This is a genomic window from Sporosarcina cascadiensis, from assembly GCF_009650995.1.
GTDB classification, from domain to species: Bacteria; Bacillota; Bacilli; order Bacillales_A; family Planococcaceae; genus Sporosarcina; species Sporosarcina cascadiensis.
Genome location: NZ_WHVV01000012.1, coordinates 62625 through 77004, shown reverse-complemented (window position 1 = coordinate 77004; position 14380 = coordinate 62625). Strand labels below are relative to the sequence as shown.

General features: G+C 43.1%; 16 protein-coding genes. 5 read left to right on the top strand and 11 right to left on the bottom strand.

What is annotated here, in order from left to right; genetic code table 11:
* Window positions 1-20 precede the first annotated feature (20 nt).
* The 4 genes from GDZ68_RS13255 to GDZ68_RS13240 all read right to left on the bottom strand — a co-directional run bounded on the left by GDZ68_RS13255 (window position 21) and on the right by GDZ68_RS13240 (window position 3369).
* Entirely contained in the window at window positions 21-1193 is a 1173-nt protein-coding gene (locus GDZ68_RS13255; RefSeq protein WP_153722786.1) for an MFS transporter, read from the bottom strand.
* Between the two features lie 97 nt (window positions 1194-1290).
* Window positions 1291-1956 (bottom strand): peptide-methionine (S)-S-oxide reductase MsrA, encoded by a 666-nt coding sequence (msrA, locus tag GDZ68_RS13250; RefSeq protein ID WP_153722785.1) that lies wholly within the window; start codon window positions 1954-1956, stop codon window positions 1291-1293.
* A 97-nt stretch (window positions 1957-2053) separates the two neighbouring features.
* Complete coding sequence (locus tag GDZ68_RS13245; RefSeq protein ID WP_153722784.1) at window positions 2054-2611, bottom strand: GNAT family N-acetyltransferase; 558 nt, start codon at window positions 2609-2611, stop codon at window positions 2054-2056.
* Between the two features lie 20 nt (window positions 2612-2631).
* Window positions 2632-3369 (bottom strand): cyclase family protein, encoded by a 738-nt coding sequence (locus GDZ68_RS13240; protein ID WP_153722783.1) that lies wholly within the window; start codon window positions 3367-3369, stop codon window positions 2632-2634.
* A gap of 207 nt (window positions 3370-3576) precedes the next feature.
* On the opposite strand from GDZ68_RS13240, the gene GDZ68_RS13235 reads away from it, so the two are divergent.
* Genes GDZ68_RS13235 through GDZ68_RS13220 form a run of 4 tightly spaced genes read left to right on the top strand, consistent with a single transcriptional unit; the run spans window position 3577 to window position 6216 of the window.
* On the top strand, window positions 3577-4023 hold the full coding sequence (locus GDZ68_RS13235) for a LytTR family DNA-binding domain-containing protein (RefSeq protein ID WP_153722782.1): 447 nt from the start codon (window positions 3577-3579) through the stop codon (window positions 4021-4023).
* Window positions 4024-4033: 10 nt separating this feature from the next.
* Window positions 4034-4453 (top strand): DUF3021 family protein, encoded by a 420-nt coding sequence (locus tag GDZ68_RS13230; RefSeq protein ID WP_153722781.1) that lies wholly within the window; start codon window positions 4034-4036, stop codon window positions 4451-4453.
* Window positions 4446-5384 carry an ABC transporter ATP-binding protein gene (locus tag GDZ68_RS13225; RefSeq protein ID WP_153722780.1) on the top strand — a complete coding sequence of 313 codons (939 nt, stop codon included), beginning with the start codon at window positions 4446-4448 and terminating at the stop codon, window positions 5382-5384. The genes GDZ68_RS13230 and GDZ68_RS13225 overlap by 8 nt, the downstream gene beginning before the upstream one ends.
* A complete protein-coding gene (locus tag GDZ68_RS13220) occupies window positions 5362-6216 on the top strand; it encodes an ABC transporter permease (RefSeq protein ID WP_153722779.1) in 855 nt (284 codons plus the stop codon). Before GDZ68_RS13225 ends, GDZ68_RS13220 begins: the two co-directional genes overlap by 23 nt.
* 23 nt (window positions 6217-6239) lie before the next feature.
* Here GDZ68_RS13220 and GDZ68_RS13215 read toward each other — a convergent pair whose 3' ends face one another.
* Window positions 6240-6878 carry a pentapeptide repeat-containing protein gene (locus tag GDZ68_RS13215; RefSeq protein ID WP_153722778.1) on the bottom strand — a complete coding sequence of 213 codons (639 nt, stop codon included), beginning with the start codon at window positions 6876-6878 and terminating at the stop codon, window positions 6240-6242.
* A 78-nt stretch (window positions 6879-6956) separates the two neighbouring features.
* On the opposite strand from GDZ68_RS13215, the gene GDZ68_RS13210 reads away from it, so the two are divergent.
* Window positions 6957-7445, top strand: a complete 489-nt coding sequence (locus GDZ68_RS13210) for a DinB family protein (protein ID WP_153722777.1) — start codon at window positions 6957-6959, stop codon at window positions 7443-7445.
* Between the two features lie 46 nt (window positions 7446-7491).
* Here GDZ68_RS13210 and GDZ68_RS13205 read toward each other — a convergent pair whose 3' ends face one another.
* The 6 genes from GDZ68_RS13205 to GDZ68_RS13180 form a co-directional block, all read right to left on the bottom strand.
* Window positions 7492-8241 carry a PAS domain-containing protein gene (locus GDZ68_RS13205; protein WP_153722776.1) on the bottom strand — a complete coding sequence of 250 codons (750 nt, stop codon included), beginning with the start codon at window positions 8239-8241 and terminating at the stop codon, window positions 7492-7494.
* A 198-nt stretch (window positions 8242-8439) separates the two neighbouring features.
* Window positions 8440-9372 carry an ABC transporter ATP-binding protein gene (locus GDZ68_RS13200; RefSeq protein WP_153722775.1) on the bottom strand — a complete coding sequence of 311 codons (933 nt, stop codon included), beginning with the start codon at window positions 9370-9372 and terminating at the stop codon, window positions 8440-8442.
* Complete coding sequence (locus GDZ68_RS13195) at window positions 9372-10436, bottom strand: ABC transporter ATP-binding protein (RefSeq protein WP_153722774.1); 1065 nt, start codon at window positions 10434-10436, stop codon at window positions 9372-9374. The genes GDZ68_RS13200 and GDZ68_RS13195 overlap by 1 nt, the downstream gene beginning before the upstream one ends.
* A gap of 15 nt (window positions 10437-10451) precedes the next feature.
* On the bottom strand, window positions 10452-11477 hold the full coding sequence (gene opp3C / locus GDZ68_RS13190; RefSeq protein ID WP_153722773.1) for an oligopeptide ABC transporter permease: 1026 nt from the start codon (window positions 11475-11477) through the stop codon (window positions 10452-10454).
* A gap of 2 nt (window positions 11478-11479) precedes the next feature.
* Window positions 11480-12409, bottom strand: a complete 930-nt coding sequence (opp3b, locus tag GDZ68_RS13185) for an oligopeptide ABC transporter permease (RefSeq protein ID WP_153722772.1) — start codon at window positions 12407-12409, stop codon at window positions 11480-11482.
* Window positions 12410-12577: 168 nt separating this feature from the next.
* On the bottom strand, window positions 12578-14296 hold the full coding sequence (locus GDZ68_RS13180) for a peptide ABC transporter substrate-binding protein (protein ID WP_153722771.1): 1719 nt from the start codon (window positions 14294-14296) through the stop codon (window positions 12578-12580).
* Between the last annotated feature and the right edge of the window lie 84 nt (window positions 14297-14380).

Below are 14380 nucleotides of genomic sequence, written 5' to 3'. Positions count from 1 at the left end.
CATCACTCCTGAGTTGTCTCTTAAATATTCGGGTTGTAGGCAGGTGTCCGTTTAATCCATAAATAATTCAATCCGACACCGATCAGCAGGACAAATGCCCCGAAATAAAACGGATAGTCGACATCGACGTCAAACAGCGCTCCGCCAATCACCGGTCCGAACACATTACCGATGCTGGTGAACATGGAATTCATCCCGCCGACAAATCCTTGTTCATTTCCTGCAATTTTCGATAAGTAGGAAGTAGCAGCAGGGCGAATCAAATCAAAACCTACAAAGATAATGATTGTCACGGCGAGAACTGCAAAATAACTTTGCACAAAGGTTGTGATAAAAACCAAGGCTGCTGAAAAAACGAGACAGAAGAAGATCAGTCGTTTCTCTCCTATCATTCTCGCCAGTTTATCAAACAGCAAAACTTGTGCAAGTGCCCCCACGAGCCCGCCGCCTGTAATTATAATCGCTATATCTTTAGGCGTGAAACCGAATTTATGATCTACAAACAAGCTGAAGATTGATTCGAATGAAGCCAGACCAAAAGACAGGATTAATATGATGACGAATACAATAAAATAACGGCGTGCAAATATCCGCTTGATCCCCGGCTTCTCTTCATCCTCCGCTACAGCCTCTTGATACCGTGCAGGCTCCCGCAGCATCAGCAGCGAAAAAATTGCAGCGAACAGTGCAAGTCCTCCTGCGAAAAAGAATGGCACCCTGGTGCCAAAGTCTGCTAGAAACCCTCCGATACCCGGTCCGATAATAAACCCGGTAGAAATGGCTGCCGACATAAAACCAAGCGCCTTCGACCGCGTCTCCATTGTCGTGATGTCGGCAATGAAAGCCGTGACTGCGGGCATGATAAAAGCAGCACTGATGCCTCCCAGAATTCGCGACACGAACAACACAGGCAGCGTCTGTCCAATTCCAAACAAAAACTCTGATGCACTAAAAATTATCAAGCCGATGACAATCATCTTTTTCCGTCCGACTGTATCGACCCAGCGCCCTGAAACAGGTGAGACAAGCAGCTGAGCCATCGCAAAAATCGCGACCATATATCCGACTACCTTACCTGATATATGCAATTCATTCATTAGCGTAGGCATTACTGGAATTACCAGACCGATCCCTAAAAACGCGATCAGTAAATTCGTCAGCAGCAGTCCCAGCGTGATAGATTCCTTTTTCATAATACTCTCTCCTACGTCCAATCTAGGTTGATATTTGAACATCATAGCAAGCAGTTCGGGAAGTTACAAGAAGAAAAAGTGCAAATTCAAACTTATCTTACCACTTCAGCTGAAGAAACTGCCGAATCAAATGTCCACGCGATTCTTCAGTGATTTTCCACTGTTTTATTTCGTTCATTATCTGTTCTTTCGTGCCATACCCTTTGACAAATCCATTCAGTCTTGCAGCGAATATTGAATCAGTTAATCGGGAAGCTGCCGGATATATTTCAGCCAATTGATCGAGCACGCCCGGATAGCGCTTCAGATAATATTTCTGATGACGCTCTTCCGCTAAATAAAACCGGTCCAGCTTCGTAACTTCAGTTTCAATCGGGTCCCCAAGCTTTGCCTCCATGACTTTCTTCACCTGATCAATGACTTCCAGCTGCTGCTCATTATGGTAGCGCAATGAAGATAAATATTGACGTCCTTTATATTCGTCCCGGTTCGGATAATGATGGCGCCAAAAATACATCAGTACTTCTTCAAATGAAATGATATCCGGATCAAAATCAATTTCCACTGTTTCGGTATGATCACCTAACGTCCGGTATGTTGGAGACGGGGTTGTACCTCCTGTATAACCGGTTCTTGTCCGGAAAACACCCGGTAAACTGCCAAACAAGGACTCAGGGCCCCAAAAGCAGCCCATTCCAAATGTTGCGGTTTCCAGGCGATGTTTTGCTGTCAATTCTTTCTCGATTTCTTGAGCAGTAAGCATACTCCTGCACTCCCATCCAAAACGTTTCGCTGCAGCCTAATTTAACATGCAAAAACGGTATCCTTAGTTACAGGATACCGCAATAATTACTTCCTATCTATTCTGCTGTTTTACGTTGCTGCCAATCCTCTGCAAGCATGCTGTAGAGGATCAGATCATGAAAGTGATCATAGAGAAATTCACCGTCACGAATGACTCCTTCTTCCATGAATCCCAGTCTCTCTGGAATCGCTCTGCTCTTTTCATTGTCTGTGCCGCACTTGATTTCTACACGGTGACAATCGTATTCTTCGAATGCATAATCCAATAGTGCCCTGACGACTGCAGTCATGATCCCTTTGCCTTGATATGTTTCTGCAAGCCAGTACCCGATACTCGTCTGCCGGTTCGCATAATTCACTGAATGGAAACCAGCCATTCCTGCAAGTTTTCCATTATATAAAATACCCGCCTGAAAACCATCCTCTTCGGCAAATTGCTGAAGCCAGGCTTCAATAATCGGGCCATACTGTTCTGAATCAGTCATGGAGTCCACCCACGGCAGCCATTCCCGCAAGTTTTCTCTCGACGCGTTTACCAGTGCAAATAATTCTTCAGCATCTTTATGCACTAATAACTTCAATGAAATCTCTTCTGTTACTTGATGTGTGAACATACCGCATCCTCCTTTTCCCTTTACGGTAAGATCGCGAATGACCGTACCGGAAAGCCAGACGCTTTTTCAGGCTTCGGCATAATGTTAAAGATGACTGCTCCTTTAGCAGGCAGCTGATCTAAATTCGTCATTAATTCGACCTGGTATGTATCTTGCTCCAGTACATAGTATTCTCCGCGAAGTGCCTGGTGTTTTTGAAAATCTGCAGCAGAATCCGTATCGAATGTTTCATGTCCGACTGCCCGGATTTTACGTTCATTAAATAGGAATTCCAGTGCTTCCAAGCCCCAGCCGGGTATCCGGTTATTTCCTTCTGCATCTTTATTGCAAAACTTTTCATTATCCGGCCAGCGTTTGCTCCAATCAGTGCGCAAAGCGACGAATGTATCTGCCTCTATATGTCCGTGCCGCTCCTCAAATAATTTGATATGCTCGATGTTCACTGTGAAATCATGATCATTCTCCGCTTCTTTCGAGAAATCCATGACGACCAGCGGCAATACTAATTCTTTCAGTTCGAGTTCATCCAGAAAACGTGTGTCCCGCACAAAATGGATGGGTGCATCTATATGTGTCCCATACTGACCTGCGAATTTAAAGCTCTGTGCGAAGAATCCATCGTCATGATTAAATAACGTTGTAAATTCCGCTGCATCAAAGGCAGAAAAATGTGGTGACTCCGGGCCAAATGTATGTGTCAAATCCACCCATTGTTTCTGTTTCAAAAGCTGGATCGCCTGTTGAAGTTCATTTGCCATATTCGTTTCCTCCTATGTATCTTCCATTATACTAATGTTACGTTTGATGGAATAGAAAGTCAATGCGGATTAGTTAGAACAATTCAACAATAATTATACAAATCTTGCCTTGTATGCAAGTTACCTGTGTCAAAATGCAGGACACTCGGATTGTATTGTTCTTCATCATAGGAAATGATACGATTCTTCAAAGATTAAAACATCGAGGTGATTAAGATCAGGCTGAAAGTAAATGAATCAAACGATTTTACGGATATCGAAATAATCATTAATTGCCCTGAAGAAGATGAACGCGTGTCGCCCTTGGTCCAGCAGATTAACCAAATGATGCACTCTATTTATGGAAAGAAGGATGGTGTCACTTATCCTTTGGTCTCTGATCAGCTGCTTTATATGGAGTCAGTGAATGATACAGTTTTTCTTTATACAGATGATGACGTCTTTGAGAGCGGCAAGAAATTATATGAACTTGAAGAGCAGCTGAAAGAAATGAGATTTATGAGAATCAGTAAAAACTTCATCGTTAATATAGCAAAGATTGAGAGTGTAAAAGCTTTGCTCAACGGCCGGTTCGAAGCCTACCTAATAAACGGTGAAAAAGTTATTATCAATCGGCATTATGTAAAATCTTTTCGAAAACATTTTTTAGGATGAGGTGGCATGAATGAACCGCATAATAATCTATCTGGGCGCAGCATGTTTCGCCTTTACTTTCAGCTCGCTGTTTTATTTTCTGTTCAGACTGCTCGGCATCTTCCCGCCTCTGACAGAGGAAACCGCCAGCTATTTATTCATCATTTCCTGTCTCATTACTTTGCTGATCTTCCTGTCCCATAAACTCCCCGTCGATCAGCCGTTGGTTGTTCATTTGATTGAACTGATCTGTGTTCTTACGGTACTGATACTTGCCGGTGCGATTTTTCATATGTATCCTTTTACAGCTTTTTATGTTGGATCTGTTGCGCTGTGCGGGATATTTGCCTACTCATTTGTCATCCTGATGGTCTATATGAATAACAAAATGGCTGAAAAAGCAATAAACCAGGCAATCGCCAGTCAAAGACGGAGGGATTCGAATGTCTAAAATTATTGAAGTGCATCGCTTATACAAATCGTACGGCGCTGTGGATGCAGTGAAAGATGTCAGTTTTTTTGTGGAGGAAGGCAGCCTGTTCTCTTTTCTCGGCACCAACGGGGCAGGCAAGTCTACCACCATCTCTATCTTGCTGACTCTTTTGAAACACGATGCTGGAGAAGTGAAGATCAACGGCTTGCTGGTCGGAAAGGAGGACGAAGCGATACGTAATGAAATTGGCATTGTGTTTCAGCAAAGTCTGTTAGACCCTTTACTGACAGTCCAGGAGAATTTAGACTGCCGTGCCCGTTTGTATAAGATGAATAAAATGGAAAGGCATGAAGCCATCGTCCGTGCTGCTGAAACTGTCGATATCTCTTCGCTTATGAAACGGCGCTATGGGAAGTTATCTGGAGGACAGAAGCGAAGGGTCGATATTGCAAGAGCCCTGCTGCATCAGCCAAAAATTCTGCTGCTGGATGAGCCGACGACAGGTCTTGATCCGCAGAATCGTAAGCAGATATGGAATACGATCCTAAATTTGCAGCGAGAGACCAATATGACAGTCTTTTTAACTACACATTATATTGAAGAAGCAGCTAACTCAAATTTTGTAGTCGTCATGAAAGAAGGAGAAATTATAGCGAAAGGAACACCTAACCAATTGAAAGCACAGTACTCAGTCGATCGATTAATGATCACGGCAAAAGATCATGCGCAATTCCGCAGACAGTTACAGGCAGACCGGCAAGTCTTTAGTGATGATCACGGTGCTTTCCTGATTCAACTGGAAAGAACAACGGAAGCAATTGCTTTATTAGCAAAATATGAGCAGCTGATTGCTTCATTTGAAGTGCAGCAGTCCAGTCTGGATGATGTGTTTATTCAAATCCATAACGGAAAGGATGGAACGGAAAATGATGATTTTTGCGAAGCGTAATTTACTGCTATATTTTCGCGATAAAAGTGCGTTATTCTTTTCCCTGCTTGCCGTCATCATTCTTGTCGTGCTGTACGGAACATTTCTCGGTAACTTAATCGCAGACGGACTTCCCGATTTCCCTGCTAAAAAGTGGCTGCTGCTGTCATGGATTTTCGCCGGAATTTTAGCAGTCACTTCCGTTACTACAACATTGGGTGCCTTCGGGGTTATGGTAGAAGATCGCGCTACAGACGCCTATCTGGACTTCTATGCTTCTCCAATTAAAAGGTCATCACTTTTCGGCGGCTATGTCATGAGTTCTATTGTTATCGGTTTCTTCATGTCTCTGCTCGTTCTTTTCATTGCAAATATCGTCTTTTTTCTAAATGGGGAAGAAATGCTGACCATATTTCAATTTGTTCAGGTAATTGGAGTGATCAGTTTATCGGTGATTACAAGCAGTTCCATGATCTTACTGCTCGTCTCTTTTTTTAGAACGGTTACAGCTTTCGCTGCAGCCAGTACGGTAATTGGAACACTGCTTGGATTTCTTGCAGGTATCTATATTCCCATCGGACATCTCCCGGCATACTTACAAACCATCATTACGTTATTCCCCACATCCCATTCAGCTGCGTTATTCCGGCAAATTCTAATGGAGCAGCCAATAGCTGAAGCATTCGCCGGAGCATCAGTGTCCGCCAAGCAAGAATTTCTATTAGACATGGGGGTATTTTATGAAATAAACGGCTTTCTTACTTCGTCCCTGTTCAGCATTCTTTATTTAACAGCCACTGCCATCATATTTTCTATACTTGCAGCGGTTGCCATGAAACAGAAAAAGTCTTAACTGGTCAGCTTAAAGCCGCCCAGTCATTCATCCCGAATATCCAGCCCCATCATCGCCGCGAATTGCACAGCCTGCGGTACGGAGACGATGCAGCCTTCCAAGTCCTTCATTGATACAGTCATGCTTTCAAATTCAGACGTTCTGATTTCTACTTTCTTTAATGGTGTACTATCAAAACTGGCCTGATCAAGATTACAGCCCGCGAACTTTGTATTTTTTAATTTGCAATCAAAAAAGTCCACGTCTTTCAGCTGACACTTCTCGAACAATACACGCTCCCACTTTGCATGAACAAAAGCACACAGATTTCCGATGCATTCTTGAAATGATACATCCGTGAAACGTGAATCGGTAAAGTTCACGCCTAGCATCTTGCAATTACGAAAGCTGGCCCTGTGAATGCTGACGCCACTCAAATCTGCATTTGAAAAATCACAATTCTCGAAACGCACATCCGTTATGAACAGATCGGGAAGAGACGCATGCTGGAAACTGCAATTTCTTACGATAATATTTGTTAATTGAACACGTTCCAGTGTCTCACCATCCAAACTTGAATCGATAACAATACGGTTTTGCAAAAATGGATCTTCCTCACTCCAGAGGTCCTGCCACGTTGCCGGTGTTAATTGTTCTGAAACTTTCGGTGAATGAATTTTCATATTTACTCCGCCTTCCTGATAGTCCAAAGAAGTATTTTCACATACTAAATGGTATCCTTTTTTAAAGGAGTGATATAGATGAATATCAATGATCGAGCACGAGAAGAGTTATACAAACAAGTCAATGAGCTATCCGATGAGCAAATCAATCAAAAGCCCGCAGAAGACAGATGGTCCATCAAACAGCTGCTGCAGCACCTCTACCTGATGGAAGGCGCAGTGACCAAGACAATTCAATCACAGCTCGCTTCAGACAAACAAAACTTGGCTCAAGATAAACCTATTGAACTGACCGTCAACCGTTCCACTAAAGTGGAGGCACCGGATTTTGCAGTGCCCACTGAAGATTTTGCAACGCTTGAGGAATTAAAGGCCAAATTATCGGCCACCCACGAAGCGCTGCGTCATTTGTCTGAGAGTACACCGGAAGAACAGCTCGAGGTTAAGTCTTATCCGCATCCTGTATTCGGCGAGATGAATCTCAAACAGTGGATTCCATTTGTAGGCTACCATGAATTACGGCATATTGAACAGCTTAAAGAAGTAAAAGCACAGCTTCATATGTAAAAAGAGCCTTCAGCGCAGCGTTACAAGTTTGCGCTGAAGGCTTATTTTACTTTCCGTTCTTAACCCGAATATAGTAAATAGCTTGCTGAATGCTGGAGAATGTCTTGATAACCTGGCTTGGATTTTTATTCATCGCAAGATTGCGGGCAAGTTTTGGTGAGACTCCTGTTATATAGAGACAGCTTCCCATCAGTTCCAATATTTGCTGAATCTCCAGTAAACGATCAATCGGTGTCCCTTCCTGCCAATCCAGCCCTGTAATATCCAGCATCATATGATCCACTTCATTTACATGGACAAACCCACTCAGCTTCTCAATCAATAAGCTGAATCGTTCTTCATTCATCTGGCCAACAAGCGAAACCGCAGCCAGTTTATCATCAATCATCATGATCGGCAGCATCAGCCGTTCAATTTCAGTATCTTTACACTGGAGCTCTTCTATCTGTCTGTACTGAACAGAAACATCTGTCTGTGTTCCGATAAAATAGCGTGCTCCTTCTATCATAACTGGACGAATGCTCAATCTGTTCCAAAAAAGTGTACCGTTCTTTTTATAGTTTTTCACTACTAATGTGATAGGTACTCTTTCTGCGATCGCTTTTCTAATCTTCATGACAGACGAATGATCTGTCTCCTCTCCCTGAAGGAAACGACAGTTGCGTCCAAGCGCTTCTTCCTGAGTATATCCCGTCATATTCTCAAATGTACGGTTAGTGAAAATGATAGGGTTATCTGTCTGTGCAGGATCGGTTACTATCGCAGAAACCCTGCTGCCGTCAAGCATTTCCTGCATTAATTGTCTCTGTACTGAATCTGATAAATTTCTGATATAGATCACGCCCTCACTTAAGGTTACAATCTTTCATTTATCCTAGCATAGTTCACTATGTTTTGTATAATAAATTTGAATAGTTCGTAATTTAGCGAGACAGCAGTCAAAAATAGATTAATGAGAAAAAGCCCTCATTTGCAGAGGGCTTCTATTTTATATTCAGACGCGTGCTGCCTGCATTGCCACGAACTCTTTTTCTGAACACAGCACAAAATGTTCAGGTGCGATCTCGCGGAATTCGACTTTTTCATCCGGACCATATTGATGATCTTTTGGATTATATGGATGCCGTACACGAGAACGTTCATAGATCGGGTCAGGAAGCGGAATTGCGGACAGCAGGGATTTTGTATAGGCATGCATCGGATTCCGATACAATTCATCTGCCGGGGCCATTTCCACCAACTTCCCGAAATACATCACGCCGATTCGGTCAGAGATATACTTGACCATCGATAAATCGTGGGCAATAAATAAATAGGTCAAGCCTTTTTCTTCCTGAAGTTCTTTCAGCAAGTTGACAACTTGCGCTTGTATCGACACGTCCAGGGCAGAGATTGGTTCATCCGCAATGATGAATTCAGGATCTACCGCTAACGCACGTGCAATACCGATACGCTGACGCTGACCGCCTGAAAATTCGTGCGGATAGCGTTCTGCGTGTTCACGATTCAATCCGACTGTCTGGAGCAGTTCGATGACACGTTCCCTGCGCTCTTTCTTCGATTTCACCAGACCGTGAATATCAAGCCCTTCCGCAATAATATCCATTACTTTCATACGCGGATTCAGTGAAGCATAAGGGTCTTGGAATATCATCTGCATTTTACGGTTCAACGCATGAGTTTCCTTCTGGCTCTTTGGTGCATGAACATCCACACCGTCATATAGAACCTGGCCTGCCGTCGCATCGTACAGACGGATCATCGTCCGGCCTGTAGTAGACTTGCCGCAACCCGATTCACCAACGAGACCGAATGTTTCACCGCGCTTAATGGAGAAGCTGATATCATCAATCGCTTTGACTTCTGAAGCCTTGCCAGCGTTAAAATACTGTTTAAGATTTTTCACTTCAATTAAATGGTCTGTCATCACACATTCCCTCCTGTCTGATCGACATAATAGCGGCTGCCCGGGAAAGTTTTCATCCGTTCGATAATAACCGCCGGCGGTTCGACTTGCGGTGCCTGAGGATGCAGCAGCCATGTCGCCGCATAATGCGTGTCACTTACCCGGAAGAATGGCGGCTGGCGTTCCATATCAATCTTCATCGCATACTCGCTGCGCAATGCGAACGCGTCCCCTGCCGGCGGATTCAGCAGATCAGGCGGAGTACCCGGGATCGCATACAGCTTCTGATCCGCCAGATCCATAGACGGCATCGAGCTGAGCAAGCCCCATGTATACGGGTGCTGCGGATTATAGAAGATTTCATCCACCGTTCCGATTTCTACGATTTTTCCGCCATACATGACAGCTACACGGTCAGCAACGTTTGCCACTACCCCGAGGTCATGTGTGATGAAGATAATACTTGTGTCAATTTTCTTCTGGATTTCTTTCATTAGTTCCAAAATTTGTGCTTGTATCGTTACGTCTAGTGCAGTCGTAGGCTCATCTGCGATCAAGATTTTCGGATTGCAGGCAAGAGCGATTGCAATAACGATCCGCTGACGCTGACCGCCCGAGAACTGGTGCGGATACATTTTATAACGGCTTTCCGCGTTCGGTATGCCCACCAGATTTAGCAGATTGATCGCTTGTTCACGAGCCTGCGATTTATTCATATTCTGATGTTTAAGGATCGGCTCCATGATCTGCTTGCCGATCGTCATCGTCGGATTCAGTGAAGTCATCGGATCCTGGAAAATCATCGAAATATCTTTTCCACGTATTTTCTGCATCGCCTTCTCGGAAACTTTCGTTAAGTCTTTTCCTTCAAACAGAATTTCCCCATTTTTATATTCAGCACTGTGCGCGGGAAGCAAACGCATAATGGATTTCGTCGTTACGGATTTCCCTGAACCCGACTCTCCCACGATGGCGAGTGTTTCCCCTTTATTCAAATCAAAATTCACGCCGCGGATCGCTTTCACTTCTCCTCCGAAAGTATGGAAGGAAAGCTCGAGGTCTTTCACTTGTAAAATCTTTGTCAACTTGCTCTCCTCCTCTTAGTCTTTCATTTTTGGATCAAGTGCATCGCGCAGTCCGTCACCTATCAAGTTAAAGGCAATCATTAAAATACTGATGACAAGGGCCGGGAACAACAAAACATACGGCTGGTGTTCCATCACTTTAAAGCCATCATTGATCAGTGTACCGAGTGAAGCAGCAGGCGGCTGAAGTCCAATCCCGATGAAGCTCAAAAATGCTTCAAAGAAAATCGCATTCGGAATCGTAAACATTGTGTTGATGATAATAATCCCGAGCATATTCGGCAATAAGTGTTTGGTAATGATCTTGCCGTCTTTCGAACCCAATGTCCGTGATGCAAGAACAAATTCCTGTGACTTATATTTCAAAGTCTGCGCACGTACGATCCGTGACATTCCTATCCATCCGGTTATGGAAATCGCAATAATGATTGCGGTAATTCCCGGGTCCATAATCATGATCATCAGAATAACCACAATCAGGGTCGGAATTCCGATCAATATCTCGACGACCCGCTGCATGATGTCATCCGTCCGGCCGCCGAAGTAGCCTGAGATTCCACCGTACGCAACACCCACTACCATATCAATGGCAGCCGCGACGAACGCGATGAACAGAGATATCTGTGTACCTTCCCATAGACGCGTAAACAAGTCACGTCCGAGTCCGTCTGTACCGAACCAATAGTATTCGTCCACTTTTTTCATTTCATATAAATCCACTTTTTTTCCGGCTAAATTTCCTACCCCGTCCATGATACCCATATTTTCAATGCCAGGCACTTTAGGCGGCAAGTTGGCATGCCGAAGATTTTGTGTATCCCCTGCATGTCCATTCAAATACGGACCGATCAGCGCCATAATGATTAAAAGAACAAGTACCACCATGCTGACAATCGCAGCTTTATTTTTTCTAAGACGCAGCCATGCATCCTGCCAGAAACTCAGACTCGGTTTTTCAATCCGTTCTGCCTGATCACTGTCAATCGTAATCCGCTCAAAATCCTCTTGAGGAAGCTCTTCATGTTCGAATTCATTACGCATTATCACTTACCTCCTGACAAGCGGATACGAGGGTCGATGACTCCGTATAAAATATCCACGATGAAAATAATAAAAATCAGAAACGCCGAGAACATTAACGTCGTCCCCATAATTGTCGCATGGTCACTTACCATGATGGACGATACAAACTGTTCCCCTATTCCTGGAATAGCAAAGATCTGTTCAACAACAAGCGATCCTGTAACCAGTCCTGCAGCCAATGGCCCGAGCACTGTAATTAAAGGAATTAAAGCATTTCTGAGTGCATGTTTAAATGCAATATCAAAACCGCTTGCACCTTTCGCCTTTGCCAATGTAATATAATCTGAACTCAACACTTCTATCATCTCAGTCCGTATAAACCGTGCCGATAGGGCAAGCGGTCCCATAGCGAGTGCAAGCGATGGCAGGACACTTGATTTCCATCCGTCATTCCACAGACCCACCGGTAATAAGTGCCATTCAGCAGCAATCCAATATTGCAACAAAGCAGCGAAAACAAAAGATGGAATGGAGATACCGAGTATCGCAACAAAGGTGCTTCCGTAATCCCAAAAAGTATTTTGCTTCAGTGCAGCAAGCATACCTAAAAGGATACCGACGAGAGTCCCAAAGACCATCGCTTGCGCTCCCAAGATTAATGAAGGTTTCAGTCTTGAAGCGAGTAGATCATTCACGCTTTTCCCTTTAAATGCAAAGGATGTGCCTAAATCACCTTTTGCTAAATTTTTCATATATATTGCATATTGAACAGGCTTTGGCTTATCAATCCCGTACTTCTTCTCAACAATCGCTTTTTGTGTATCATTCAGCTTGCTGTAAGAAGCAATGGGCGAACCTGGCAATGTCTGCATCAGGAAGAAAGAGGCCGTAGCAATTAAAATCAACGTTATGAACATATATACTATACGTTTTCCAATATACTTAACCATGTTGTATCACACCTCCAGGGGTTTATTACTTTATATGCAACCAAATATTTGGTGTATTTTCAATAGAAACTATCTTAAAAATATTACAACTATTGTTCGTTACTAAAAAGAGAGTATATGGAATAAAAATCTCCCATATACTCTCCCATATGAAACTTACAAAGCTTATTATTTACCTGAGATATAAGCCCACTTGTAGCTATAGTCAGCACCAAACGGGTGGGAAACTAAGCCTTTATAGTATGGTTTTTGTAAAATTACCAGACTACGTTGATAAATTGGTGCAATCGCTGCATCTTCTTCAAGGAGAATCTTTTCAGCTTTTGCGAATGCTTCATATCGTGCTTCAGGCTCAAGTGCAAGATCGCCTTTTGAGTCTTCGATTAACTTATCATACTCCGGGTTAGAGTAAGACATCAAGTTGTTAGTTCCATCAGTTACGAATAGATCCAAGAATGAAATTGGATCTTGGAAGTCAGGTCCCCATCCAGATACTTGGATATCATAGTCCTGATTAGTATCCAACTCTAGACGTACTGCAAACGGTACTTCTTTCAAAGAGATAGTAAGGCCTTCCAGGTTTCCTTCAAGTTGAGACTTAAAGTACTCGTCCATTTTCTTAGAAAGTTCAGTGTCGCCACCTAAAATTTCTAGTTTAAGAGAGTCCACGCCTAACTCTTCCAACCCTTTTTTCCAATGTTCTTGTGCTTCTTCTACATTGTACTCAAGATGGTTACCACTTAAATCACGGAAATCTTTTTCATTTTCATCAAATGCAAACTCGGTAGGTACCAAGTAATTTGCAGCTAGTGAACCGTTAGCGATTACCACGTCGACCATGTCTTCTTTTTCAAAAGACTTCGCTATTGCTTTACGAATGTTTACATTTGCAAGAGGAGTTTTTTCTCCACCTTTTTCTTGGTTGAATTTAAAGTAGAATACAGAAGTTTCAGGTTGGATTACTGCTTCTGGATCATCGCGATACTGCATAGCAAGGTCACCAGATACTCTCGTCCAATCCAACTTTCCATCTTGATAAAGCTTAACACCTGTTGCAGGATCCTTTACAACGTTAACATGAATTTCTCCAAGCTTCACAGTTTCTGCATCCCAATAGTGTTCATTTTTCTTATATGTCCAGCTGTCGCCTGTTCCATCCCAATCAGTTAGAACAAATGGTCCATTTGATAGAAGTCCTTCAGAGTTTGTTGCATACGCATCACCTTTAGATGTTACGAACTCTTCTTTTAACGGATAGAAAGTTCCGAATGACATTAGAGATAAGAAATAAGGCACTGGGCGTTCTAGCGATACTTCAAATGTCTTTTCGTCTACAGCTTTAACTCCTAGCTCAGACACTTCCATTTTTTCTTCAGAGATTTCTGTCGCGTTTTTCACTACGCCAGACATCATGAATGGTCCATAAGGTGAACCAGTTGCCGGATCGATTGCACGCTGCCAAGCATATACGAAATCATCTGCTGTTACAGGAGTATCATCTGACCATTTTGCATCACGAAGTTTAAATGTATAAGTTAAACCATCTTCACTTACTTCAGCTTCTTCAGCTGCCATTGCAGGTTCTGCAATATTATCTTGGTTCAAACGGTAAAGACCTTCGTTAATGTTGTTCAACACGTTAAACCCAACTTGATCTTCAACTATAGCTGAGTCAACAGACGGAATTGCTGCGGACTCTTCCAAGTACAATACTTGTTCAGCGTCCGGCTCGCCAGCCTCTTCTGCTGGTTTCTCTGTCTTTCCCTCATCTTTATCCGGCTCTGCTGCAGGCTTGTCTTCTTCTTTTTTGTCTCCGCCGCAAGCTGCCAGGAACATACTCAGCACCAATGTCAGTGCCATTAGTAAAAACCACTTTTTACTCTTCAAATCATTGACCTCCCCTTTATGTTTGTTTGAAGAACTAGCTATTTCATTATACAAGAAAAATTTATAGATGTAAACGCTAACAAT

Bases quoted from the DNA above. Each gene is read 5' to 3' on its own strand.
- GDZ68_RS13220 (WP_153722779.1), top strand. From the start codon at position 5,362: ATGATGATTTTTGCGAAGCGTAATTTACTGCTATATTTTCGCGATAAA.
- GDZ68_RS13225 (WP_153722780.1), top strand. From the start codon at position 4,446: ATGTCTAAAATTATTGAAGTGCATCGCTTATACAAATCGTACGGCGCT.
- GDZ68_RS13255 (WP_153722786.1), bottom strand. From the start codon at position 1,193: ATGAAAAAGGAATCTATCACGCTGGGACTGCTGCTGACGAATTTACTG.
- GDZ68_RS13230 (WP_153722781.1), top strand. From the start codon at position 4,034: ATGAACCGCATAATAATCTATCTGGGCGCAGCATGTTTCGCCTTTACT.
- msrA (WP_153722785.1), bottom strand. From the start codon at position 1,956: ATGCTTACTGCTCAAGAAATCGAGAAAGAATTGACAGCAAAACATCGC.
- GDZ68_RS13240 (WP_153722783.1), bottom strand. From the start codon at position 3,369: ATGGCAAATGAACTTCAACAGGCGATCCAGCTTTTGAAACAGAAACAA.
- GDZ68_RS13215 (WP_153722778.1), bottom strand. From the start codon at position 6,878: ATGAAAATTCATTCACCGAAAGTTTCAGAACAATTAACACCGGCAACG.
- opp3b (WP_153722772.1), bottom strand. From the start codon at position 12,409: ATGGTTAAGTATATTGGAAAACGTATAGTATATATGTTCATAACGTTG.
- GDZ68_RS13245 (WP_153722784.1), bottom strand. From the start codon at position 2,611: ATGTTCACACATCAAGTAACAGAAGAGATTTCATTGAAGTTATTAGTG.
- GDZ68_RS13205 (WP_153722776.1), bottom strand. From the start codon at position 8,241: ATGCAGGAAATGCTTGACGGCAGCAGGGTTTCTGCGATAGTAACCGAT.
- GDZ68_RS13210 (WP_153722777.1), top strand. From the start codon at position 6,957: ATGAATATCAATGATCGAGCACGAGAAGAGTTATACAAACAAGTCAAT.
- opp3C (WP_153722773.1), bottom strand. From the start codon at position 11,477: ATGCGTAATGAATTCGAACATGAAGAGCTTCCTCAAGAGGATTTTGAG.
- GDZ68_RS13200 (WP_153722775.1), bottom strand. From the start codon at position 9,372: ATGACAGACCATTTAATTGAAGTGAAAAATCTTAAACAGTATTTTAAC.